The following is a 21,870-nucleotide window of genomic DNA, read 5'->3' as shown; positions in this document are numbered from 1 at the left end:
GGTCTGAAATCTTTGTTTTCGCGTTTACAGGCCCATCATCATGCCCGTCAAATCCCCGTGCAACGGCACCTGCCTGCTTGACCCAAGAACGGGTTACTGCATGGGTTGTTATCGCACCGGCGATGAAATCGGTTCCTGGATGACCATGAGTGACGGCACCAAAAAACGCGTTATCGCCAGCGCGCAGAAGCGCAAGGCCAACACTCCCGCCAAGTCCCATCAAGACTGATCCCCCACCCGTGCTTCTTCTTTCAACTACTTGCCCGACCTGATTGCGGCAATTAGTTTGCTATCAGATAAAGAAGGAACCGGGCATGTCAGAAAGCACAGCTTCTGCAACATCACTGCGTCATTTGATGCGCGCAGCAAACCACGCGACCCTGGCGACAATTGCAATTGGCCACAAGCAGGTCACAGATGGCTGGCCCGTGACCTCGATGGTGGTTCCGGCCATTTATATTGATGGCACACCGCTGTTGCTGATTTCCGAACTGGCTGATCACACCCGTCACATTCTGGCCGATAATCGGGTTTCCCTTCTGTTTACCCCGCCGCCAACTTTGGGAGACGGGGCGGCGATGATTGAAACGGATACGGCGCGGCTGACCGTGTTTGGTCGTGCTGTGCGCGATGATGCCCCGGCAATTCGCGCCTGCTATCTGCGCGCCAATCCCGATGCCGCCCAGTATGCCGGGTTTACCGATTTCGGGTTCTATCGGGTTTCTGTCGATGCAGCCTACTGGGTGGGCGGATTTGGCAAACAACGCCGCCTTTCGGGTGACAAACTGATCCTGCCAAACTGTCAGGCACTGATCGACGGCCATGACGGGATCGTCGCGCATATGAATGCCGATCATGCCGATGCCATTTCCGGCATTGTCGGTCACTTCACCACCGCCGATCCCGACGTCGGCTGGCAGATGCAATCGATTGATTGCGATGGCATGGTTCTGAGCGCCAATTCAGTCGATATCGCACCACTTAGAATCGACTTCCCGTCCCCGGTCCGAACGCCGGACGAGGCACGCGAAATTTTGGTCAAAATGTGCAAAATATGGCGCGCATAAGTCGGACCATTTGTATTCTGAACATTAAACCCGCGACCCTGAAAATGTAATTTTCGCAAACGCAAAAACACTTACGTTTTCCTAGGTATAAGGCAAAAGGAGCGGTTGCTTTTAAGACACCTTTGTAACAATATGTCTCAGCGCTTCCGATTACCCACAATTGGCGGTGTAAAATAGGACATTAACCCCCAGATTTTCATTCCCACCAGGAGAGTTTCGTGCTGCAATCAGGACCCGTTGTCAGCCGTGTAGGCCTTGAAACCCATGGCCTCAAAAACCTTGGCGCCGTTCACTGGAACCTTGACGCTGCCGGCCTTTATGAACATGCGATCCGTCGCAACGAAGGTAAAATCGCCAAAGGCGGCGCCTTTGTCGCCCTTACCGGCGAACATACCGGCCGTTCCCCGCTGGATCGCTTCATCGTCGAAGAAGAAAGCACCAAGGCAGATATCGATTGGGGCGATGTAAACCGCCCGGTCAGCCCGGAAGTATTTGAGCGCCTCTATCAGAAAGTGCGCGCATATTTCCAGGGCACCGAACTGTTCGTTCAGGATTGCTTTGCCGGTTCCGATCCGCGTTTCCGCCTGCCGGTGCGCGTGATCAACGAAAACGCATGGCATAACCTTTTTGCCCGCAACATGTTCATCCAGCCGCAGAAAGAAGAACTGCGCGACTTCGCGCCGGAATTTACCATTCTGCATGCACCGGGCCTTCAGGCAGACCCGCAAGACGACGGCACCCGCTCCGAAGTCTTCGTGATGGTCAGCTTCGAACGCAAAATGGTCATCATCGGCGGCACCTGGTATGCCGGCGAAATGAAGAAATCGATCTTCTCGGTTCTTAACCACATCCTTCCGGCCAAGGGCGTCATGCCGATGCATTGCTCGGCCAATATGGGCAAGAATGGCGACACCGCCGTGTTCTTTGGCCTGTCGGGTACTGGTAAAACCACGCTTTCTGCCGACGCATCGCGCACCCTGATCGGGGATGACGAGCACGGCTGGGGCGAAGACGGCGTCTTTAACTTCGAAGGCGGTTGCTATGCGAAGGTGATCAAACTTTCGCGCGAAGCAGAACCGGAAATCTTCGCAACGACCGAGCGTTTCGGCACCGTTCTTGAAAACGTTGTGATGAACAAGCAATCGCGCGAGCTTGATCTCGACGATGCCCGTCACACCGAAAACACCCGTTCTTCCTATCCGATCGAATTCATTCCGAATGCATCGGAAACCGGTCGTGGTGGTCACCCGAAAAACATCATCATGCTGACCTGTGATGCCTTTGGCGTTCTGCCGCCGATCGCAAAGCTGTCCTCGGCACAGGCGATGTACCACTTCCTGTCGGGTTACACCGCGAAAGTTGCCGGCACCGAAAAAGGTGTCAAGGAACCGACTGCTGCGTTCTCGGCCTGCTTCGGTGCGCCGTTCATGCCGCGTCATCCCTCAGTTTACGCCAAACTGCTTGGCGAAATGATGGAAAAACACGAAGCCAATTGCTGGCTGGTCAATACCGGCTGGTCCGGTGGCGGCTATGGCGTTGGTTCGCGCATGAAGATTGCCTATACCCGTGGCCTGCTGAATGCTGCGCTGAATGGCGATCTTGAAAATGCCGAATTCGCGACCGATCCGTTCTTCGGTCTGGCCTATCCGACCGCCTGCGGCGATATCCCGGCCGATGTTCTGAACCCGCGCGAAAGCTGGAAAGACAAGGCTGCCTATGACAAGGCTGCCACCAACCTGACCGGCCTGTTTGAAAAGAACTTCGCGAAGTTCGAAGAACATGTCACTGATGATGTTCGCGAAGCAGCCATCCGCAACAGCGCGGAAGTCAAAGCCGCCGAATAAGTTCGGGCATTGATATTCAAAAAGGCCGGTGTTTGACACCGGCCTTTTTTGTTGCGTGACTATTTGTAAATATTTCTACCTTAAATTGTTTCATGCATCGCGCGAATAACGCATCCTTATCGATCAAAGCGTGATAGCATATTGATTCCGTTATTCTTTTAGAGCGGTTAAAAAATATCGTGGGAAAGTGGGCCGGTACTCTTTCATATGTGTCTTTGCGCCGTTCTGTTATCGGCGCGCACCAACATCTGCGCATTTGCAGCAAGATCATTGGCCTGACCCTTGGTGCCTTGGCCCTGCTTGGCACGATCAGTACGGCATCGGCCCAAAACACCCTGATCCCCCCCGCTGGCAACCAGCGTACCGTCACACTGGCGTGCAATCCGTTCCCGCCCTCAAAAATTGCCCAGAACGCCACTTTGCCGGGCTACGACATCGAAATATTGCGCGCCGCTTTTGCCACGCGCAACATCACCCTGATCACGCCATTTTACCCTTGGCGACGGGCCTATTTCCTTGCCCGTACCGGACAGGTTGATGGCCTGTGTTCGTGCAGTTACCTGCCTGAACGCGAAGAGGAAATGTTTTATTCCTATCTGCTCGGCCATGTCGGGGTCGCATTCTATGCGTTTGGGGAGACCGCCCTGCAATCGCTGGAAAAGATTTCCGATGCCAGAAACATGATCATCGGTGTGGTCAGCGGTTACAGCCTTGAATCAACCGCGCGTGCAGCCGGGCTTGATGTTCTTGTGGTCAATAACGAGGCCACCCTTCTTAACATGCTGCTGTCACGTCGTATCGATGCGGCCCTGTCCTACAAGGCGCCGATGGAGTACGAGCTGCATCATTCGCAACACACCATCACCGATATCGAGAAGGTCCATTCCAAGGTGATTTCAACCAATCCCTACTTTGCCTGCATCTCGCGCCAGGCAAGGGACCCAAAGACATTGCTCAGGGAACTGAACAAAGGCCTTATGGCAATCCGGGAAAACGGTCTGTTTGAAAAAATCCTCGCCCGATATGGCGTGACTTCCGGGGACAGCAAAAACTGATCGGGCCAGTTAACGCCACATCTCGCGACTCAATATCCCCGCCCGCGCCTGTCTTTGCCTGCTGGCATCACCGCTTGTAAACAGAATCACGCCAATAAAGCGTAATGTCTGCCTCTGGCTTGCCGAACAGATAGCCCTGGGCATAGTCAAAACCGGCCTTGGTCACAAGTTCGCGCATCTTGTCTGTCTCGATCATCTCGGCGACAACCTCGACATTGATGTCGTGACACAAATCGACAAGCGATCTCAGGAACGCCAGTCCCTTGGCCGTCTTGGTCGATTGCCGGATTGATTCGCCGTCAATCTTTACATAATCGATATCCATTGCGCTGAGATACCGGAAGTTCGACGCACCGGTGCCAAAATCATCAAGGCAGATCTCGACCCCGAATTCACGGAAACGGGCAATCCACTTTGCCGCCGTATCGATATCGCTGATTTCGGCGGTTTCGGTGATCTCAAGCATCAATTGGCCAAGTGCTTCGCGATGGCGCTCAAACAGCGCAATCACAGACCGGCAAAAATCCGGATTTCCTAACGAATGGCCGGAAATATTCACAGCAACCCGGGCTGTTATCCCCTGATCAAGCTGGGAGGTGATCCATTTAAGGTTTCGGCGCAACATCGCCAGATCCAGACGATGGACCATATTGACCTGCTCGGCAAAACTGACCAGTTCCTGTGTCGGGATCAGTTTGCCATCATCGTCATAGAACCTTACCAGCACTTCAAAATGATGGATTTCCGCATTCGGCAGGCGCACGATCGGCTGATACACCGTATCGAACTTCAACTGATCGACCCGGGTGCCGAAATCCTGCATCGCCGAAAAGGTATTGTTGACCAGATTATCCGCCTGCCCCATCAGGCGCGAAAACGTAAAGCTGTGCTCCTGCCGGTCACAGAACCGTCGGATGGAATACAAAACCCCGCGCGCCAGATCGCCCGGCGGGATCAGCTCGGCGGTAAAATCGGTCACGGATGAACTGACCTCGATGCCAACCCCGGTCGGATCGGCATCGCGCACACATTCCTCGATCCGTTTTTCAAGATCGCCAATCGGGACATCTGCCCGATGTAACATGCCAAATTGTTCTGTCCCCAGTCGCCCGGCCGTGTCGCCCGCAACCGAATGGGCGCGCAGAAAGGCTCCGACGCTGGCCATCATTTCCGCCTGTTCGATCTGTTTCATCCGCGCGCATAGCGGATCAAACGCATTGAGGGTCATCAGGGTAAATTTGTGCTCGATCCCGGTTTCCCGGCGCGCCATCAACCGTTCCGTGACGACCTTTGACAGGCTTTCCTCATCAAGAAGTCCCGTAGCAGTGTCGCGCTGAAGGCTGGCGGCAACATCAGGCGACAGGGCATTGATCGCAACTCTGAGCGCGACAAAGAAATGATCGCCAAGATCAGGCAGGAAATAGCCGCTCATGGAAACCGGCGGGCTTAACATGTCGGCCTGCTGATTGAAGCGGACCTGAATATTGTCCATGCGCCCGCGACGACGCGCGACCCGCAACATCTCTGTCACCAGCGGGCGATACTGTTTGGCCAGGAATTGGATGAACGACTTCCCCGACAGATCTTGGGGCCGATGCTCCAAAATCCCGTCTGATGCGCCAGAGGCAAAAACAATGCGCAGATCCCCGTCCAGTTCCAGAAGAAGATCCCCCCAGACAAAGGCCAATGCCGCAAAACGGTTTCTTTCCTTGCGCAGTTCGGTTGTTCGCGCTTTTATAAGTTTATCCAATGCACCCTCTCACGCTGCCCGGATCAACAAGTGTTTCCCTTCCCCCAAGCACGGAAACCAGTCTGATCGCCTTAATGGCTTTCGGTCATTTTCGCTGCTTCTACTTAACAAGGGTTTTACAAAACCTGAATTTCCTATGCGGACGGATAATAATGTCCTCGCCAGGTTTTCCGGGCCGAACCTCCTTCACATTTGACACGCGCAGCCAAGGACCCCAAACATGGATCCCGGATAAGAACCCAATATATGTTTGCTCTTTTTGGCGGTTTTAAACCCCTGTGCCGTTCACGCCGGACAGCCAGCATGCATTCAACAGCGAACAAATGACCACGGGTACACCATTTGTGGCTCTGATTGATCCTGATGGTTTGCAACACCGTAAGGATCGCATACAAATGTCGACTGCCTGACACGCGCGCCAGGCACGTCTGTCCAACAAGCATATCCGGAAGGCCCCAGATCATGACCACCGCCCCGAAACGCAGATCCGAATTGCCCCGTGTCGACGATGACAGCGTTCTGATCTTTGATCTCGACAACACGCTTTATCCGGCGGCCTGCAATCTGTTTTCACAGGTTTCTGATCTGATCGGGCAATATGTCCGTGACGCGCTCAAGCTTGAGGCAACCGAAGCCCACCGGGTGCAGAAGGACTATTTCCATCGCTATGGCACCACCTTGCGCGGGTTGATGACCGAACATGAAATCGATCCGGCCGATTATCTTGCCAAGGTCCATGACATCGATCTGTCCGTGGTCGACCCGGCACCGGATCTTGCCAGCGCGCTGAATGATCTTCCGGGCCGTAAACTGATTTTCACCAATGCCTCACGCGGTCACGCCGAACGGGTGATGGATCGCCTCGGCATTGCTGATCATTTTGAAACCATCTTTGACATCGTCGATGCCGAGTACATCCCCAAACCCAAGCAGGAACCCTATGACCTGCTTCTGGCGCGTGATGGCATTGACCCGACCCGTGCGGTCTATTTCGAAGACATGGCCAAAAACCTTCTGCCGGCCAAGGATATGGGCATGACCACCGTCTGGGTGCATACCGATCTTAAATGGGCGCAGGCCGGTCGCGATGATCCGCGCATTGATCATGAAACGGATGATCTTGTCGGCTTCTTGCGCGGGCTTAACAGCTGATCGTAATTCCCCATTAAAGCTGCGCCCAATCAGGGTGCTTCACTTCCCCGCAACCGGGCAGGGCAGAGCTGATTTGTCATCGTTCCAGGATTGAGCTTGGCGGTATGATCGGCTATGTCTATCGGCCATACGGGATCAGGAACGGAAATCTGCCTGACACAGGCGTTTCTAAGTAAACTGGCGGAGTTGACTTGCGCGCGCGCATTGACCATTCTCCGCCAACGCAATTTTGGCTGACCGCAAGGACCTTCGAAAAATGAACAGAACCGAGCTTGAAGGCGTGATCAACGTCGCATGGGAAAACCGCGACGAGATTAACTCCTCTACCCAGGGTGAAATCCGCAAGGCTGTTGAACAGACGCTGTCTGCCATGGATTCCGGCGACCTGCGCGTTGCCGAAAAGACCAGTGGCAAATGGGTTGTCAATCAGTGGGCGAAAAAGGCGGTTCTGCTGTCCTTCCGCCTTAATGACATGACCACCATCGCAGGTGGCCCCGGCGAAAACACCAACTGGTGGGACAAGGTCCCGTCCAAGTTCGAAGGTTGGGGCGATGCCGAATTCAAAAAGGCCGGTTTCCGTGCCGTTCCAGGCAGCATCGTGCGCCGTTCGGCCTATGTCGCACCGGGCACCGTTTTGATGCCGTCCTTTGTGAACCTTGGCGCCTATGTCGATACCGGTGTCATGGTCGATACCTGGGCAACGGTTGGATCGTGCGCACAGATCGGCAAGAACGTTCACCTTTCGGGTGGTGCGGGTATCGGTGGCGTGCTTGAACCGCTTCAGGCTGGCCCGGTGATCATCGAAGACAATGCTTTCATCGGTGCGCGTTCGGAAATCGTCGAAGGTGTGATTGTCGAAGAAGGTGCTGTCATTTCGATGGGTGTCTTCATCGGCGCATCGACCAAGATCATCGACCGCACTACCGGCGAGACCTTTGTCGGTCGCGTTCCGGCCTATTCCGTGGTCGTTCCGGGCAGCATTCCGGGCAAGCCGCTTCCGGATGGAACCCCGGGGCCGAGCCTGTATTGCGCGGTCATCATCAAACGTGTTGATGAAAAGACCCGCTCGAAAACCTCGATCAATGAATTGCTGCGCGACTGATCTGCGACACGCAATGTGATCATGATATAAGGGGCGAAACGGATGGCTGTTTCGCCCCTTAATTTATATTTGTTCCTATTTTGTTTCACGTGAAACATAAAAATAGGCCTGAATTCCTATTATCGTCTGACACCCAAAGACCAAGAGAATGCCAATGTCGACCGCCCTTGAACTTGCACAATCCCTGATCCGCTGCCCGTCGGTTACTCCCGCCGATGAAGGCGCGCTTGATGTGTTGCAAAAGGCGCTCGAGGCACGGGGATTTAAGTGCACGCGCAAGGTCTTTGATGGTGATGGCAGTGATCCCATCGATAACCTCTATGCCCGCCTGGGGACCAAGGGGCGCAATTTCTGTTTTGCCGGTCATACCGATGTGGTGCCCGCCGGCGATGTTGCCGCCTGGACCGTCGATCCGTTCGGGGGCGAAGTCAAAGATGGCCGTTTGTTTGGCCGCGGTGCGGTGGACATGAAAACCGGCATTGCCTGCTTTGTTGGTGCGGTTGACGCGTTCCTTGCTGCCCATCCGGATTTTGATGAAAGCATCTCTTTCCTGATCACGGGCGACGAAGAAGCCGACGCGATCAACGGCACGGTCAAGCTGGTTGAATGGTGCGATCAGCAGGGCGAAAAGTTCGATTGCTGCATCGTCGGCGAACCGACCAACCCGAAATATCTGGGCGAGATGATGAAGGTTGGCCGCCGTGGCTCCATCACCGGCTGGCTGACGGTTTATGGCGCACAAGGTCATGTCGCCTATCCGCATCTGGCCGACAACCCGGTCCCGCGCATGATCAAGACGCTGGATGTTTTGAATTCCCGCGAACTTGATCAGGGCACCGATCATTTCCAGCCCAGCAACCTTGAAATCACCACGGTTGATGCCGGAAATACCGCGACCAACGTGGTACCTGCCAAAGTCAGTGCGGCGTTCAACATCCGCTTTAATGATCAGCACACGGGTGCTGATCTTAAAAAATGGATCGAGGATGTCTGTGCCGAGCATGCTGGCGCGCACGATCTTAAGGTCAAGATTTCGGGCGAGGCGTTCCTGTCCAATCCGGGCAAACTCGCCAACCTGATTGCGGATGCCTCGGAAAAAGTCACCGGCAAGCGGCCTGAAATGAGCACGACTGGCGGCACATCCGATGCACGCTTCATCCAGAAATACACCGAGGTCGCCGAATTCGGTCTGGTCGGGCAAAGCATGCACAAGGTCGATGAACACGCCATGGTCGATGACATCGAAAACCTCACAAGAATTTACAGTGAAATTCTGTCCGGTTATTTTATGACTTCGTGATTAAAGAAGACGTGTTTCCTTTTTCTGATTTTTTGGATTTTCGGACATGACTGGTACATCGCAACAGCCCCCAAAGACCAAAAGTCTGGAAGTGGGAGACTTTGTCCCCAAGATTGTGCTCCCCGATACCACGGGGGAAAGCATCGACCTGACCTACCAGCTCATTGCCGGAAACACTTTGGCCTTGTGGTTTTTTGATGAAAAACCCGGCAAGGCCGAGTGGGAGAAAATTGATCAGCTTCGTGATGCGACCGCAGATGCCGAAGTGCTGCATTTCATCGTAATTGGCGGAAAGAAAAGCCCGAAGAAATCTGGCAAATCCAGCGCGAAGGCAACCGAGCTTTTTGATGCGGAAAACAAGTTGCGCATGCTATTTGCCTGTGCTGGCGGCAGTGTTGCCCTGATCGATCCCAACCATCGTCTAAGCAAAATCGGCTCGATATCGGAACTTGATGATCTGATCGCAGCCTGCAATGCAATTGCGGCACAAACTGCCCCGGAACCGGCATCCTATCAGGCACCGGTTCTGGTGATGAAGGATGTGCTTGAACCCGAGCTGTGCGCTGACTTGCTGGCTTACTGGGAGGCCGGTGAAAAGAAGGCTGATGGGGTATCTCAAGGTGATATTGGCAGCAACATCGCAAAGGCCAATATCAAGAAACGCAACGACGTGGTCCTGCTTGATGAAGGGCTTTTCAATCGGGTTAAAACCCGGCTTGTTAAGCGCCTGATGCCGGAACTGATGAAGGTATTCCATTTCAAGACTGCCAGTATGGAAGCCTTGCGTATCGGGTGCTATGACTCAGCCAATCAGGGGCATTTTGGCCGCCACAGAGACAATCGCACCGCCTTCACAGCCCATCGAAGATTTGCGGTATCTCTGAACCTGAACCCGATTGATTACGAAGGTGGTCAGGTGCGCTTCCCGGAATATGGCCGGGCAGTTTATGCGCCGCCGCCCGGTGGTGCTGTCGTATTTTCATGTTCGCTTTTGCATGAAGCATTGCCGGTTACCAAGGGTCGGCGATTTGCAATTTTCACCTTCCTGACAGACGAGGCCGGCGCGCTGGCCGAGCAAAAAATGATGGCTGAACGCAAAAAGCAAATCACCCCGCTTGCAATGAAATAGTCACGAGATCTCGGCAGCTATTTCGCAATTGCTGTCGCCAGATGTTGATGACGGGAGCGCGAAATACTTTCCCGACTTGCCGCGAGGATATCCTCGGCCGTCTCGTGATCGACCGCACGGCTCAGAACGACCGCACCGACCAGCATCGCCAGCATCGATGTGGCTTCGGTGCGGTAACCATCAGGAACATCTGGAAGCACGGACGCACCGTCAACCGGGACGGGCTTGTCCATACCCGGAACACCGTCTTCCTTTGCCAGTTTCCAGGCAAGCTTGCCCGATGCCTGCTCAATCAGTTTTGAAAACGCTGCACGTGCCTGATCGCCGGAACGTGAGACCTCGGATGACAGGGTCGGCAGGGCACATCCAAGTTCGGGGTTATCGATATGGACCCGTGACAGATAGAGTTCGGCAAAGGATGTCACCCAGTCGCTTCCGGACAGCTCGGCCTTGCGCAATTTTGCCAGCACCGGCGATGACAAAAGCGACATGCCGTTTTCAACGCAGGCAACAAACAGGGCTTCCTTGTTCTTGAAGTGGGCATAAAACCCGCCGCGGGTCAGCCCGGCCGCAGCCATGACCTGATCAATCGTCACATTTTCAAACCCGTGCTTTTTAAACAGCGCACTTGCCGCATTGACGATGCGAATGCGGGTTTTGGGCTTGTGCGTCGGCGCATAGGGCATTTCGAACTCCACCAGGTAATCAGCACGTCATCGGATGTTTGGATCGGACGACAGATCGACCATGACACATTCTGATAATATGTTCTTGAACATATTATGGGGGACGTAATCCTGTCTGCAAGTTCACCGAACAAAAGGGTCTTGCCATGTCGGATGTCACAATTATCGGAATGCCGCGTAGTAACCTGACACGCACGGTTCGCATTGCCTGTCTGGAAAAGGAAATACCGTTTACGTTCAGCAGCCGGAATGTCCAGCCACCCGGCCATCCGGCAACACCGGAACTGTTGCGCAACAACCCGTTTGGCAAGGTGCCGGTTCTGACCCACGGACCGTTCGTGCTTTATGAAACCGCCGCCATTTGCCGCTATATTGATGATAATTTCCCCGGGCCGTTATTGCGCCCGGTGCATGCCGAAAAAGCGGCCCGGATGAACCAGTGGATCAGTATCGCCATGACCCGGCTTGACCCGGACATCATCCGTAATTTCGTTATTCCGATGTTTTTTGCCGATGATGTCAAACGTCGTGACCCGGCATTTACCACCCGTATGAACGAAATGGCGGACCGCATCCGTCATGATCTTTCTGTCCTTGATGCTGCTTATGGCGATGGCTGGGTTTGTGGTGACCGTTTCACCATTCCCGACATGATGATCATGCCAATGATCCATTATCTGAACGCCATGCCGGGCGGCCCGGAAATATTGGCAAGCGCGCCCAATGTCGCCGATGCCTTTGCGCGTTTCAAGGCGCGAAGTTCTGCGGCCCAGACCGACCCGCTTTTGCCAGAAAAGCTTTTGAAATCAGCCTGAAAATTGTACCGCCACCCTGACGTTTCTCCCGTCAGGGTATTCAGCCACCACGGATGGGAACAACTCCCCCGCCTCCCCCTTGCCTTGGGTGACGTTCCTGTTTGTGGTGGCTGCTTTTTTGGGATTTTTATGGCGTCCAGGTGATCGGCACATAGCCCGGAACCGCCGTCATCCGGTCAAGCCAGGCGCGAATGCCGGGATAGGGTGCCAGACTGATTTTGCCAAGCTCGGCCCGGTGCGTGTAGGCATAAAGTGAGATATCAGCGATGGTAAGCGCGTCGCCCACCAGCCAGTTATGACCGGAAAGACGCTTTTCCATCAGATCAAGCGCACGCTTGGCCCCTGCCTGTTTCATCGGTCCGAGAATATCGGCATGTTCCGGCAGGCCCTTGATCGCATACCAGGAAATCAGAACAGCGACGTTCGGTTCATGGTCATACTGTTCAAAGAACAACCAGCTCATCATATCGGCCCGGTCATAGGCATCCTCGGGGATGAAATTGGTGCCTTCGGCCAGATAGATCAGAATGGCGTTGCTTTCAGCAAGGCTCCTTCCGTCATCAAGGACAAGGGCCGGAATTTTGCCGTTCGGGTTGACCTTTTCAAGGTATTCGGGCGTGCGGGTTTCGCCTTTCATGATGTCACGTTCGACATATTCAAACGGTTGACCCAGCATGGATAGCAGCAAACGGACTTTATAGCCGTTACCCGACATCAAATAGTCGTTCAAAATCATCAGACTCATCCTTGTGGCATATGCATCAAAAGCATTCGCGTTACAGCATTGGCCGGCCGGGTTTGATATTTGCCGCTGGATCGCAATCGGACAATCGAATAGTTTTGACCCTATTGTTCAAAATTCCTGATCAATTTTTCTGATCAAAGGAGAAGCCATGGATTCCGATCTTCTTCGAAGCTTTGTCGCCTTTGCCGAATGCGGCAGCTTCAACCGTGCCGCAGACCGGATCGGTCGCACGCCATCGGCCTTTTCCATGCAGATGAAGCGGCTTGAAGAACTGGTCGACAACAAGCTGTTTGAACGCGACGGACGCAACGTTCAACTGACCCACGAAGGCATCACCTTTGTCGGCTATGCCAGACGGATCCTGAGCCTGACGGATGAGGCGATGGGACAATTGCGTTCGCAGGAAGAAAGCCGTCCGATCCGCATCGGCTGCCCGGATGATTACGCGCAAAAGATTTTGCCAATTGTTCTGCGCGCCATAAGTGCGGTGCATCCACAGGCGCGCTTTTTCGTGTCGGTCAATCCGACGATCCTGCTGCGCCGGATGCTTGATCAGGGGGAGCTTGATCTGTCGATCATCAGCCGGTCGGAAAAAGGTGAAGAGGGATATTTCCTGCGCCATGAACTTGGGGTCTGGGTGACATCGGCAGTTCATGAGCAGCACCTTCTTGATCCGCTGCCGCTTGTTCTCCCGGCCGAAGATTGCAAGTTTCATGCATGGGCGATTGACGCCTTTTCGAAATCCAACCGGCCCTTCACGCTTTATGCGACCTCGCGGCAGGCGGCCTCGATGCTGCATCTGGTCCGCGATGGTTTGGGTGTTGCCGCCCTTGCCTCCGCCAGTGTGACCGATGAATTCAAAATCCTTGATGCGCGGGACGGATTTCCGCCACTGCCAGCCGTCGGTGTCGCTGTCATGCTGGCCGAAGAAGCCCATCCGCTGGTCAATCGCCAGCTTGCCGGTGCGATCCAGGAATATGTCACCCATCATCTTGATGATGACTTGACCAGACCGGCCGCAAGCTGATTGGATGCGCCCCGCGTCGTTTTACCTGTCACCAGCCCGGATAAGATCACCCGCATGACCGCCAAGTCCCGCCTGAATATCTGTACGACCTGCACGTCCTCCACCGCCAGCGCACCAAGTGATCCGCGTGATGGTCAGACGCTTTTTGAGCGCATTCAGGAAATCTGTGCCACGCGCGATCTGCCGTTTGAGGTGAAACCGGTTGAATGCCTGACCAACTGCAAGTCTGGCTGTTCGGTCGCGCTGAACGGATCGGGTAAATGGGGATATGTTTATGGCAATGTTGATCCCGACAGCATGGTCGAGGATCTCTGTGAACTGGCGTCAAAATATGCCGAAAGTGAAAAGGGCATTGTTGCCTGGCGCGAACGGCCAGATGCCCTGCGGCGCAATGTTATTGCCCGCATCCCGCCGATCGAGTAGCAGATGCGGTCGGGGCTTGGCGCAGGACTTTGGTCATTGCCTAGCCAGACAGACCGATGTGAAGTTGCTGCCACAGGCGTTCGACCTCGCCAGTGGATTGCAGTTTCGCAATCAATTGATTGAAGTGTTCAAGCGGGATCGACGATCCGGCTGACAGCACCGCCACCAGATCATGGACGGCATCGGGTTGATCTGAAATCACAAGGCTTTCGCGCAAGGATGGATAATCAACAAACCGGGCGGCCAGAAAGCCCGCCGAGACAATCCCAATCGGGGCTTCCCCGGCCAGAAGTCCGTCAAGGACCTCTTGCTCGTTATAGCGCAGCAAAACATCAAAGTTCTGGCGCAGATATTCCGGATCCGCGTTGAAATCGGCAAATCCGTAATGGAACCCCAAGACGCACAGGATCGGATGATTGGTCACATTCGACAGCAGGCTTTGGATGTCATCGCGTCCAGCCAGAGTTAGATAAAGATCTTTTTCCTGAACAATGGGTTCGGAAAAGCGAACATCAAATTCCAGCCACTCCCATTGTGAACTTTCCAGCAGAACAAGGTCCACATCACCACCGGTTACGGCCTGATAGCGTCTCCGCGATGAGGTTTCTGCAAGTTCAAACACATATTCGTCCTGCAAATCGTTCAGAAGTCTGATCAGGTGCAGAACCATGCCCTGAGGCTCGCCATCCTCATAGAAATAGACCACGCCATATTCATACGCACCGACCTTGACGGGGATCCGTTCATGGGCCTTTGCGGCCGTTACTGCGAACAAAATCGCAAGCAAACAGACAGCAACGCCGGTTACACCCAAATCACGTAGAAAACGTATCGCTACCAAAGCTTTTTCCTGAATACCGATCATCACCCAGTACAGCGATGCCGTATCACCAGGATGGTGACAAAGGCCTCTTTGTTTCTATATGTGGCCGGCGCACCAGTTTTCCAGAAGGAAGCGTGCGATAGATATCGGACGCGGCAGGTTGATACCTTTTTCGGGCAGGTTTGGCACATCGTCGCGATGCACCCACATCGCAAACTCGATTTCTTCGTTATCGGGCAAAAGGTCTGTTGTTTCGGCCTCGGCGACAAAGCCAAGCATCAAGGAACCCGGAAACGGCCAGGGCTGGGATGCGACATATTGCGGGCGTTTGATCCGGACACCGACTTCTTCGAACACTTCACGCGCGACCGCCTGTTCAAGGGTTTCGCCCGGTTCGACAAACCCGGCCAGAACCGACACCATGCCAGGCAGGAATTGCGGGGATCTTGCCAGCAACACATGATCCTGATGATGGATCAACATGATCACGGCCGGATCGGTGCGCGGGAAATGCGATTTGCCACAATCCGGGTTGCTGCATTGCAGACGATAGCCCGCCTCTGCCACCACATTCGGATGGCCGCACGCGCCACAGAACTGGTGCCCCTGATGCCAGTTGAAAATCGCACGTGCCTGTGCGGCAAGGGCGGCCTCATCCACCGAAAGATTGGCCATGCGGGTGCGCATATCGCCAAAACCACCACCGAGTTTGCGGATCGCCTCGTCACGATCTGTCACCACCGCGGCAATATCGACCGCAATCACTGGCCCGCTTTCATCACGACCAAGATAAATCCACTGCCCGCGATGAAGATCAACATCCAGATGCGGAACCGCCGGGGCGCCCAGCACCACCAGTTCATGGGCGTCCATATCCTCCGGCCAGGCAAAAAGCGGATCACCGGCATGGCAAATCAGGATGCGCAGCGACTCCTCGGCCAACAGAACCTGTTGCCAGTCTTCGCGTTTGCGCAAAACCGCATCGCGATCAAGATCAACGGATTCATAAAACAGCCTGTGCATGGTGGTCACTTTCTTGAAATTCTGATGCGGAATATATCGGGCAAGCCCATGGGATCGCCGACATTTCCTGTGGTGACGGAGCATGACATTAACGTGGGTGAGGATCGGTCAAAAGCCACGATTGCTTGATAACAGAAAAAATCCCAGCCAACCCTTGCGTTTTATGGACGCTTGCGCGATATAGGGGGCGAGAGGCTGGCAGTGGACGGACCGCTCGCCAACCCGGTCAGGACCGGAAGGTAGCAGCCGTAACGAGTTTTTCCGGGTCGCTGCTCAGTCTCTCACCCTTCAAACCCTCCCATTGAAATTGCTGATATTTTCTTTGCCACTGACATTGATGGGCAGATGGTTTTTTGCATGGGAACTTTCCCAAGTTTGTGTGGGAAATATCCCACTTGGTCTTTCCCATAGGGCTTCGAAGCTGCTAAAACCGAATGAGAATTAAAACAGTCCGGACCGGATGAATGAGCGAGCAGATCGAGACCGCCAGCGAAACGGCACCAGAAGGTGACACGGTGACAGACAGTAACGTCACGGACACAACCGCGCCCGTCACCACGGCCGAGCCAGAAAGCAAAAGCGAGTATCAGGTTCTTGCGCGGAAATACCGCCCGAAATCCTTTGATGAACTGATCGGCCACGGGCCGATGGTCAAGACGCTGTCAAACGCGCTTGAAAGTGGCCGCCTTGCGCATGCTTTCATCCTGACCGGTGTGCGCGGGATTGGTAAAACCACGACGGCGCGTATCATTGCGCGTGCGCTGAACTGCATTGGCGCAGATGGCAAGGGCGGTGCGACGATCGAGCCGTGTGGTGTGTGTGAGCATTGCCGCGCGATTGCCGAAGACCGCCATGTTGACGTTCTGGAAATGGATGCGGCGTCGCGGACCGGCGTTGATGACATTCGCGAACTGATCGAAGGTGTTCGTTATCGCCCGACGTCGGCACGCTACAAGATCTACATCATCGACGAAGTGCACATGCTTTCGAAAAGTGCGTTTAACGCGCTTTTGAAAACGCTTGAAGAACCGCCAGAGCATGTGAAATTCATCTTTGCCACCACCGAGATCCGCAAAATCCCGATCACGGTCCTGTCGCGCTGTCAGCGCTTTGACTTGCGCCGCGTGCAGACCGATGAACTGGCCGCGCACTATAGCCGCATCGCCGGGCTTGAAAATGCCGAGATCGAAGAAGAAGCCGTCACCCTGATCGCGCGTGCCGCCGATGGGTCGGTCCGTGATGGCATGAGCTTGCTTGATCAGGCAATCTCGCATGGTGCTGGCAAGGTCACCACCCAGCAGGTGCGTGACATGCTGGGTCTTTCGGACCGGTCACGCATATTCGACTTGTTTGATCACACCATGAAGGGCGAGATTAACGAGGCGCTGGAACTTCTTGGCGCGCAATATGCCCTTGGTGGTGATCCGCCGGTGATGTTGCATGATATGCTTGATCTGACCCATTGGCTGACACGCGTGAAGCTGTCGCCTGATGCCGCCAATGATCCCGGCGTGTCACAGATCGAACGCGAACGCGGCAAGGAAATTGCCGCCAAGCTTGCGATGCCGCAATTGACCCGCGCCTGGCAGATGTTGCTTAAGGGCCTTGAAGAAACGCGCATTGCGCCATCACCGTTTCAGGCCGCTGAAATGATCCTGATCCGCCTGGCCTATGCCGCGGAAATGCCACCGCCCGGTGACCTGATCAAGAAGCTGCGTCAGGACATGAACAATGCCGGTAACGGCGGCGGCGCGCCACAAGGTGGCGGCAATGGCGGCGGTAGTGGTGGCCCGGGACCGCGCATGCAGGTTGTTAATGGCGGCGGCGGTGCAGCCGCCGTTGCCCAGCGCCGACCTGATCCGCTGGGCGAACCCGAACAGGTCGAACAGCCAGTCTATGCCAAGATGCCCGAAACGTTCGAAGAAGTTGCCGAGTTGCTTGGCAAGGACCGGGAAACCACCGGCCTTTCGATGCAGGTCAAAAACTATATGCATCTGGTGAAGTATGAGCCGGGTCGCATTGAATTTCGCCCGGCACGCGGGGCGGGGTCGGACCTTTCGACCAAGCTGATCAAGGCGCTGAATGGCCTGACCGGTCATCGCTGGCTGGTAAGTGTGTCGGAGCGCGAAGAAGGGGCACCGACCCTTAAGGAACAGGAACTTGAAGCCCTTGAACAGCGCAAGGCAGATGCCTCGCAAGATCCGCTGGTCAGGGCCATTCTGGATGGTTTACCAAAAGCCAAAATCGTTGCCGTCCATCTGCCACCCGGCCAGGAAAATGCCGAGGGCGAAGAGGACGAAAGCGGTTCCGTATATGACGACGCATTTTATCTCGAAGGAGACGACGAGCTATGAAGAACCTTGCAGGGATGCTGAAACAGGCCCAGCAGATGCAGTCCAAAATGCAGGAAATGCAGGAAGGACTGGTTGAACTTGAAATCGAAGGCCAGTCCGGTGCGGGCATGGTCAAGGTGATGCTGAATGGCAAAGGCGAAATGCGCGGCCTTTCGCTTGATAAAAGCATCGTTGACCCGAACGACACCGAAGTCCTCGAAGACCTGATTGTGGCCGCCTATAACGACGCCAAGGTCAAGGTCGAGGCCGCCGTTCAGGAAAAGATGAAAGACGTCACCGGCGGCATGAACCTGCCGGAAGGCTTCAAACTGCCGTTCTGATCTTTCATCGGACACGCGATAAAATTCGTACTTTTAATGTACGCGGCAAAGGGTGGCGTTGCGCCGCCCTTTGTTTTTGATACAAGCTAACTATCAGAAAACACCACACACGGGGTCATTATGACCGGACGGGAAATTGAAAATCTGATCAAGCTGCTTTCGCGTCTGCCCGGACTTGGGCCGCGTTCGGCACGGCGTGCGGTCTTGCAGATGCTCAAAAAGCCTGAAACATTGATGATCCCGCTGGCAGATGCGCTGCATTCCACGGCGGAGGTCATGACGACCTGTTCGAATTGCGGCAATATCGATGTCACCGACCCTTGCCATATCTGTGCAGACCAAAACCGCGGCACGGACATCATCTGTGTGGTCGAGGAAGTCCAGGATCTTTGGGCGCTTGAGCGCGGGGCATCGTTTAAGGGCAAGTATCATGTGTTGGGCGGGACGCTGTCGCCGCTTGATGGTGTTGGCCCGGATGACCTTAAAATCGATCAGCTGGTCAACCGCGTGCGCGAAAACGCTGTGTCCGAGGTCATCCTTGCCACCAATGCCACGGTCGATGGTCAGACCACAGCACATTACATCACCGAACGGCTGATCGAAACCGGGGTCAAGGTCACCCGCCTTGCCCATGGCGTGCCGGTGGGCGGTGAGCTTGATTATCTTGATGATGGCACACTGGCGGCCGCATTGCGCTCAAGAAGCTCGGTCTAAACAGCAATCATTCAGACAGAAAAAAGGGCAGCCATGAGCTGCCCTTAATTATTTTCACAATTACTGTGTCGTAATTATTCAAACCTTCTGAGGTCAGAATTACAGTATTCTGCCACAGCCGGATTGAATAATTCAGAGCCTTTTTCAGGCAGCCTTGATCTTTTCCGCAGCAAGGCGGGTTGCCAGCTCATAGCCATAGGCACCGGCACCTGCCATCACCGCATCGGCGACCGAGCTGATCCAGCTGGTATGGCGGAATTCCTCACGCGCGTGCGGGTTGGAAATATGCAGCTCGATGATATAGCCCTCAAAGGTCTTGAGCGCGTCATGGATCGCAACCGAGGTATGGGTATAGGCACCGGCATTGATGATCAGGGCGGCTGATTTGGTGCGGGCCTCGTGGATCATGTCGATGATCGCACCTTCATGGTTGGACTGGCCAAACCGCACCGAAACGCCAAGCTCCTTGGCAAGGGCACTGCATTTTTCCTCGATCGAGGCCAGCGTGTCATAGCCGTAAATTTCCGGCTGGCGCTGTCCCAGAAGGTTCAGGTTCGGTCCGTTGATGACTAGAATTTCCTGCACGCTCATTTCCTTGTTCCCGCCTTTATGCGCTTGGTGCCCTGTGGTTATTTCGCCGCATCGTTACGACGGTTCATGCGCGTCTGTGACGCAAGCCGGATCGGCGCATTGGCCGCCCCGAAGCCACGATACGCGCGACGCTCGACCAATTCAAAGAAGAAACGGTTGGCGAAGGTACGCGTATAGGCCTGATAATATTCACCTTCATCATCACGATCATAGAGAATATTACGTGCGCGCAAACGATCAAGCAGTTCCGGCTCCAACCCAAACCGTGCTTCGATATCGTCATAATAGTTTTCCGGGATCGGCAGGATTTCAACGCCATGTGCCATGCAATAATCCACCGAGGCAAAGATATCGTCGCTGGCAAAGGCCAGATGCTGCACACCGCTGCCAAAGAACTCGTTGAGGAACTGGGAATGCTGGGTATGCGGGCTTTGCGAGCCATTGAGGATCAAACGCACCGCATCGCTTTGCACCACCTGACTTTGCACAAGCCCGCCCGGATCCGGGATATCAAGGGTCGGCATTTTGCCGAGATCAAAGATCGAGGTGAAATACAAAAGCCAGGTCAGCATTTCCTCATACTGCATCGAGTATGACACATGATCGACCTTGCGAAGTTTTGCCTTTCCGGCGTCAGCGTAAGCACCCTTTTCGGGTTCAAACTCGACATCCCAGATGCGCGAAAGCTCGCTATGGTCATCAAGGAAATAAACAAGGCTGCCGCCGACACCCCGGATGGCCGGCATTTCAATTTCGCCTTCGCCAACCGCCTGACTGAAGGGGGCTGCCAGCAAAGATTGCGCGCGATCCATCGTTGCCTTGGCGTCATCGACCTTAAGCCCGACCGCACAGACCGACGGGCCATGCACGATGTTATAGGAATGCGCAAAGCCATCCTTGTCGCAATTGATCACAAGGTTGATGTCACCCTGTTTCCACCATGTCACCGCCTTGGTCTTGTGACTGCCGCGCTTTTCAAAGCCAAGGGCAGCGAACAGTGTCGCAAGCTTTTCGGCGTTTTCTTCCTCGACCGCGAACTCGACAAAGCCGACTTCCTTGGCATGCGCCTTGGGCGGCAGGGCCGTGCCCTTCTCACCAACCTGAACGCCTTCGATGCCGTCGCCGAGATAGATCAGGGAGCGCAAACCATCCTTGGCCACGTTCTTGGTCGAGCTTGAGCGGAACTGATCGTTGAAAATCTCAAGCGACAGCGGCCCGTCATAGCCGGTCATGGCAAGGTTGCGCATGAACTCACCGAGCGGGAAGTCCCCCTGCCCCGGGAAGCAGCGGAAATGGCGGCTCCAGGACAGGGCATCCATTTCAAGGATCGGCGCATCGGCCACCTGCACGAGGAAAATCTTGTCGCCCGGGATCGATGAAATCGCATCGAGCGGCACCTTGCGCGCCATGATGTGGAAGGTATCAAGCACCAGACCAACATTCGGGTGATTGGCGCGCCGCACGACTTCCCAGCTGTCGCGATAGTCGCTGATATGCTTGCCCCATGAAAGGGCCTCGAACGCGACACGCAAGCCCCGTTTGGCGGCACGATCGCCAAGCTCTGCCAGGTCCTTGGCGGCGCGATCAAGCCCGCCCAATGATTGCGGGGAGACGTTCGAACAAACCATCAATAGGTCTGTGCCCAGTTCTTCCATCAGGTCAAACTTGCGCTCGGCGCGCTCAAACGCGCGGGTGCGCTGGGGTTCGGGCATGCCTTCGAAATCGCGGAACGGCTGGAAGGTGACCAGTTTCAGACCCAGATCACGGATCGTTTTGCCAACATCTTCCGGCGATCCGTCAAAGGACAGAAGGTCATTTTCAAAAATCTCGACCCCGTCAAAGCCGGCAGCGGCAATGGCATCGAGTTTTTCCTGAAGATCGCCTGACAGTGAAACTGTGGCAATTGAGGTCAGCATTTTATCCCTCCGGGATGCATGTGGGGCACCGGCA

21 protein-coding genes and 1 other RNA gene are annotated in these 21,870 nt (G+C 54.9%); 15 read left to right on the top strand and 7 right to left on the bottom strand.

Annotated elements, in window-relative coordinates; translation table 11 throughout:
- The first annotated feature begins 40 nt into the window (after positions 1-40).
- From IT893_RS00610 to IT893_RS00595, 4 genes are all read left to right on the top strand, one after another.
- Positions 41-229, top strand: a complete 189-nt coding sequence (locus IT893_RS00610) for a DUF1289 domain-containing protein (protein ID WP_197146503.1) — start codon at positions 41-43, stop codon at positions 227-229.
- A gap of 85 nt (positions 230-314) precedes the next feature.
- Positions 315-1,067 (top strand): HugZ family protein, encoded by a 753-nt coding sequence (locus tag IT893_RS00605; RefSeq protein ID WP_197146502.1) that lies wholly within the window; start codon positions 315-317, stop codon positions 1,065-1,067.
- 218 nt (positions 1,068-1,285) lie between these two features.
- Positions 1,286-2,911 carry a phosphoenolpyruvate carboxykinase gene (locus IT893_RS00600; RefSeq protein ID WP_008889096.1) on the top strand — a complete coding sequence of 542 codons (1,626 nt, stop codon included), beginning with the start codon at positions 1,286-1,288 and terminating at the stop codon, positions 2,909-2,911.
- 179 nt (positions 2,912-3,090) lie between these two features.
- Positions 3,091-3,966 (top strand): ABC transporter substrate-binding protein, encoded by an 876-nt coding sequence (locus tag IT893_RS00595; RefSeq protein WP_197146501.1) that lies wholly within the window; start codon positions 3,091-3,093, stop codon positions 3,964-3,966.
- A gap of 67 nt (positions 3,967-4,033) precedes the next feature.
- On the opposite strand, the gene IT893_RS00590 is transcribed toward IT893_RS00595, so the two are convergent.
- Complete coding sequence (locus IT893_RS00590) at positions 4,034-5,716, bottom strand: EAL domain-containing protein (RefSeq protein WP_197146500.1); 1,683 nt, start codon at positions 5,714-5,716, stop codon at positions 4,034-4,036.
- A gap of 462 nt (positions 5,717-6,178) precedes the next feature.
- On the opposite strand from IT893_RS00590, the gene IT893_RS00585 reads away from it, so the two are divergent.
- From IT893_RS00585 to IT893_RS00570, 4 genes are all read left to right on the top strand, one after another.
- On the top strand, positions 6,179-6,868 hold the full coding sequence (locus IT893_RS00585) for a pyrimidine 5'-nucleotidase (protein WP_197146499.1): 690 nt from the start codon (positions 6,179-6,181) through the stop codon (positions 6,866-6,868).
- 256 nt (positions 6,869-7,124) lie between these two features.
- Positions 7,125-7,970, top strand: coding sequence for a 2,3,4,5-tetrahydropyridine-2,6-dicarboxylate N-succinyltransferase (dapD, locus tag IT893_RS00580; RefSeq protein ID WP_197146498.1), 846 nt, complete (start codon positions 7,125-7,127; stop codon positions 7,968-7,970).
- A gap of 154 nt (positions 7,971-8,124) precedes the next feature.
- On the top strand, positions 8,125-9,270 hold the full coding sequence (dapE, locus tag IT893_RS00575; protein ID WP_197146497.1) for a succinyl-diaminopimelate desuccinylase: 1,146 nt from the start codon (positions 8,125-8,127) through the stop codon (positions 9,268-9,270).
- Positions 9,271-9,316: 46 nt separating this feature from the next.
- Positions 9,317-10,399 carry a 2OG-Fe(II) oxygenase family protein gene (locus IT893_RS00570; protein WP_197146496.1) on the top strand — a complete coding sequence of 361 codons (1,083 nt, stop codon included), beginning with the start codon at positions 9,317-9,319 and terminating at the stop codon, positions 10,397-10,399.
- Between the two features lie 17 nt (positions 10,400-10,416).
- Here IT893_RS00570 and IT893_RS00565 read toward each other — a convergent pair whose 3' ends face one another.
- On the bottom strand, positions 10,417-11,085 hold the full coding sequence (locus tag IT893_RS00565; RefSeq protein ID WP_197146495.1) for a TetR/AcrR family transcriptional regulator: 669 nt from the start codon (positions 11,083-11,085) through the stop codon (positions 10,417-10,419).
- A 146-nt stretch (positions 11,086-11,231) separates the two neighbouring features.
- Here IT893_RS00565 and IT893_RS00560 point away from each other — a divergent pair, with 146 nt between their 5' ends.
- Positions 11,232-11,900, top strand: a complete 669-nt coding sequence (locus IT893_RS00560) for a glutathione S-transferase family protein (protein ID WP_197146494.1) — start codon at positions 11,232-11,234, stop codon at positions 11,898-11,900.
- Positions 11,901-12,027: 127 nt separating this feature from the next.
- Here IT893_RS00560 and IT893_RS00555 read toward each other — a convergent pair whose 3' ends face one another.
- Positions 12,028-12,636: a glutathione S-transferase family protein gene (locus tag IT893_RS00555; protein WP_197146493.1), complete on the bottom strand. Its 609-nt coding sequence runs from the start codon at positions 12,634-12,636 to the stop codon at positions 12,028-12,030.
- A gap of 157 nt (positions 12,637-12,793) precedes the next feature.
- Between IT893_RS00555 and IT893_RS00550 the strand changes: the two genes are divergently transcribed.
- Together IT893_RS00550 and IT893_RS00545 are read left to right on the top strand one after the other, a co-directional pair.
- Positions 12,794-13,672, top strand: coding sequence for a LysR family transcriptional regulator (locus tag IT893_RS00550; RefSeq protein ID WP_197146492.1), 879 nt, complete (start codon positions 12,794-12,796; stop codon positions 13,670-13,672).
- Positions 13,673-13,726: 54 nt separating this feature from the next.
- The gene (locus tag IT893_RS00545) at positions 13,727-14,095 is read left to right on the top strand and encodes a DUF1636 domain-containing protein (RefSeq protein WP_197146491.1); all 369 of its coding nucleotides are present in this window, start codon (positions 13,727-13,729) and stop codon (positions 14,093-14,095) included.
- Positions 14,096-14,135: 40 nt separating this feature from the next.
- Here IT893_RS00545 and IT893_RS00540 read toward each other — a convergent pair whose 3' ends face one another.
- Together IT893_RS00540 and nudC are read right to left on the bottom strand one after the other, a co-directional pair.
- A complete protein-coding gene (locus IT893_RS00540) occupies positions 14,136-14,936 on the bottom strand; it encodes a transporter substrate-binding domain-containing protein (protein ID WP_197146490.1) in 801 nt (266 codons plus the stop codon).
- Between the two features lie 78 nt (positions 14,937-15,014).
- The gene (nudC, locus tag IT893_RS00535) at positions 15,015-15,941 is read right to left on the bottom strand and encodes an NAD(+) diphosphatase (protein ID WP_197146489.1); all 927 of its coding nucleotides are present in this window, start codon (positions 15,939-15,941) and stop codon (positions 15,015-15,017) included.
- A 190-nt stretch (positions 15,942-16,131) separates the two neighbouring features.
- Between nudC and ffs the strand changes: the two genes are divergently transcribed.
- From ffs to recR, 4 genes are all read left to right on the top strand, one after another.
- Positions 16,132-16,226, top strand: an RNA gene (gene ffs, locus IT893_RS00530) — signal recognition particle sRNA small type.
- A 179-nt stretch (positions 16,227-16,405) separates the two neighbouring features.
- Positions 16,406-18,295, top strand: a complete 1,890-nt coding sequence (locus IT893_RS00525) for a DNA polymerase III subunit gamma/tau (RefSeq protein WP_197146488.1) — start codon at positions 16,406-16,408, stop codon at positions 18,293-18,295.
- A complete protein-coding gene (locus tag IT893_RS00520; protein WP_008889081.1) occupies positions 18,292-18,615 on the top strand; it encodes a YbaB/EbfC family nucleoid-associated protein in 324 nt (107 codons plus the stop codon). The genes IT893_RS00525 and IT893_RS00520 overlap by 4 nt, the downstream gene beginning before the upstream one ends.
- A gap of 120 nt (positions 18,616-18,735) precedes the next feature.
- Positions 18,736-19,329, top strand: a complete 594-nt coding sequence (recR, locus tag IT893_RS00515) for a recombination mediator RecR (RefSeq protein ID WP_197146487.1) — start codon at positions 18,736-18,738, stop codon at positions 19,327-19,329.
- 144 nt (positions 19,330-19,473) lie between these two features.
- On the opposite strand, the gene aroQ is transcribed toward recR, so the two are convergent.
- Entirely contained in the window at positions 19,474-19,920 is a 447-nt protein-coding gene (gene aroQ / locus IT893_RS00510; RefSeq protein ID WP_197146486.1) for a type II 3-dehydroquinate dehydratase, read from the bottom strand.
- Positions 19,921-19,958: 38 nt separating this feature from the next.
- Positions 19,959-21,836 (bottom strand): bifunctional sugar phosphate isomerase/epimerase/4-hydroxyphenylpyruvate dioxygenase family protein, encoded by a 1,878-nt coding sequence (locus IT893_RS00505; protein ID WP_197146485.1) that lies wholly within the window; start codon positions 21,834-21,836, stop codon positions 19,959-19,961.
- Positions 21,837-21,870: the final 34 nt, after the last annotated feature.

The sequence above is a fragment of the Thalassospira sp. A40-3 genome (assembly GCF_015871485.1).
GTDB classification, from domain to species: Bacteria; Pseudomonadota; Alphaproteobacteria; order Rhodospirillales; family Thalassospiraceae; genus Thalassospira; species Thalassospira tepidiphila.
This window is presented reverse-complemented; position numbering and strand designations above follow the sequence as displayed.

Excerpts from the sequence above, each read along its gene's own strand:
- IT893_RS00610 (WP_197146503.1), top strand. The coding sequence starts at position 41 with ATGCCCGTCAAATCCCCGTGCAACGGCACCTGCCTGCTTGACCCAAGA.
- IT893_RS00605 (WP_197146502.1), top strand. The coding sequence starts at position 315 with ATGTCAGAAAGCACAGCTTCTGCAACATCACTGCGTCATTTGATGCGC.
- IT893_RS00585 (WP_197146499.1), top strand. The coding sequence starts at position 6,179 with ATGACCACCGCCCCGAAACGCAGATCCGAATTGCCCCGTGTCGACGAT.
- dapD (WP_197146498.1), top strand. The coding sequence starts at position 7,125 with ATGAACAGAACCGAGCTTGAAGGCGTGATCAACGTCGCATGGGAAAAC.
- dapE (WP_197146497.1), top strand. The coding sequence starts at position 8,125 with ATGTCGACCGCCCTTGAACTTGCACAATCCCTGATCCGCTGCCCGTCG.
- IT893_RS00570 (WP_197146496.1), top strand. The coding sequence starts at position 9,317 with ATGACTGGTACATCGCAACAGCCCCCAAAGACCAAAAGTCTGGAAGTG.
- IT893_RS00565 (WP_197146495.1), bottom strand. The coding sequence starts at position 11,085 with ATGCCCTATGCGCCGACGCACAAGCCCAAAACCCGCATTCGCATCGTC.
- IT893_RS00560 (WP_197146494.1), top strand. The coding sequence starts at position 11,232 with ATGTCGGATGTCACAATTATCGGAATGCCGCGTAGTAACCTGACACGC.
- IT893_RS00555 (WP_197146493.1), bottom strand. The coding sequence starts at position 12,636 with ATGATTTTGAACGACTATTTGATGTCGGGTAACGGCTATAAAGTCCGT.
- IT893_RS00550 (WP_197146492.1), top strand. The coding sequence starts at position 12,794 with ATGGATTCCGATCTTCTTCGAAGCTTTGTCGCCTTTGCCGAATGCGGC.
- IT893_RS00545 (WP_197146491.1), top strand. The coding sequence starts at position 13,727 with ATGACCGCCAAGTCCCGCCTGAATATCTGTACGACCTGCACGTCCTCC.
- nudC (WP_197146489.1), bottom strand. The coding sequence starts at position 15,941 with ATGCACAGGCTGTTTTATGAATCCGTTGATCTTGATCGCGATGCGGTT.
- IT893_RS00525 (WP_197146488.1), top strand. The coding sequence starts at position 16,406 with ATGAGCGAGCAGATCGAGACCGCCAGCGAAACGGCACCAGAAGGTGAC.
- IT893_RS00520 (WP_008889081.1), top strand. The coding sequence starts at position 18,292 with ATGAAGAACCTTGCAGGGATGCTGAAACAGGCCCAGCAGATGCAGTCC.
- recR (WP_197146487.1), top strand. The coding sequence starts at position 18,736 with ATGACCGGACGGGAAATTGAAAATCTGATCAAGCTGCTTTCGCGTCTG.
- aroQ (WP_197146486.1), bottom strand. The coding sequence starts at position 19,920 with ATGAGCGTGCAGGAAATTCTAGTCATCAACGGACCGAACCTGAACCTT.
- IT893_RS00505 (WP_197146485.1), bottom strand. The coding sequence starts at position 21,836 with ATGCTGACCTCAATTGCCACAGTTTCACTGTCAGGCGATCTTCAGGAA.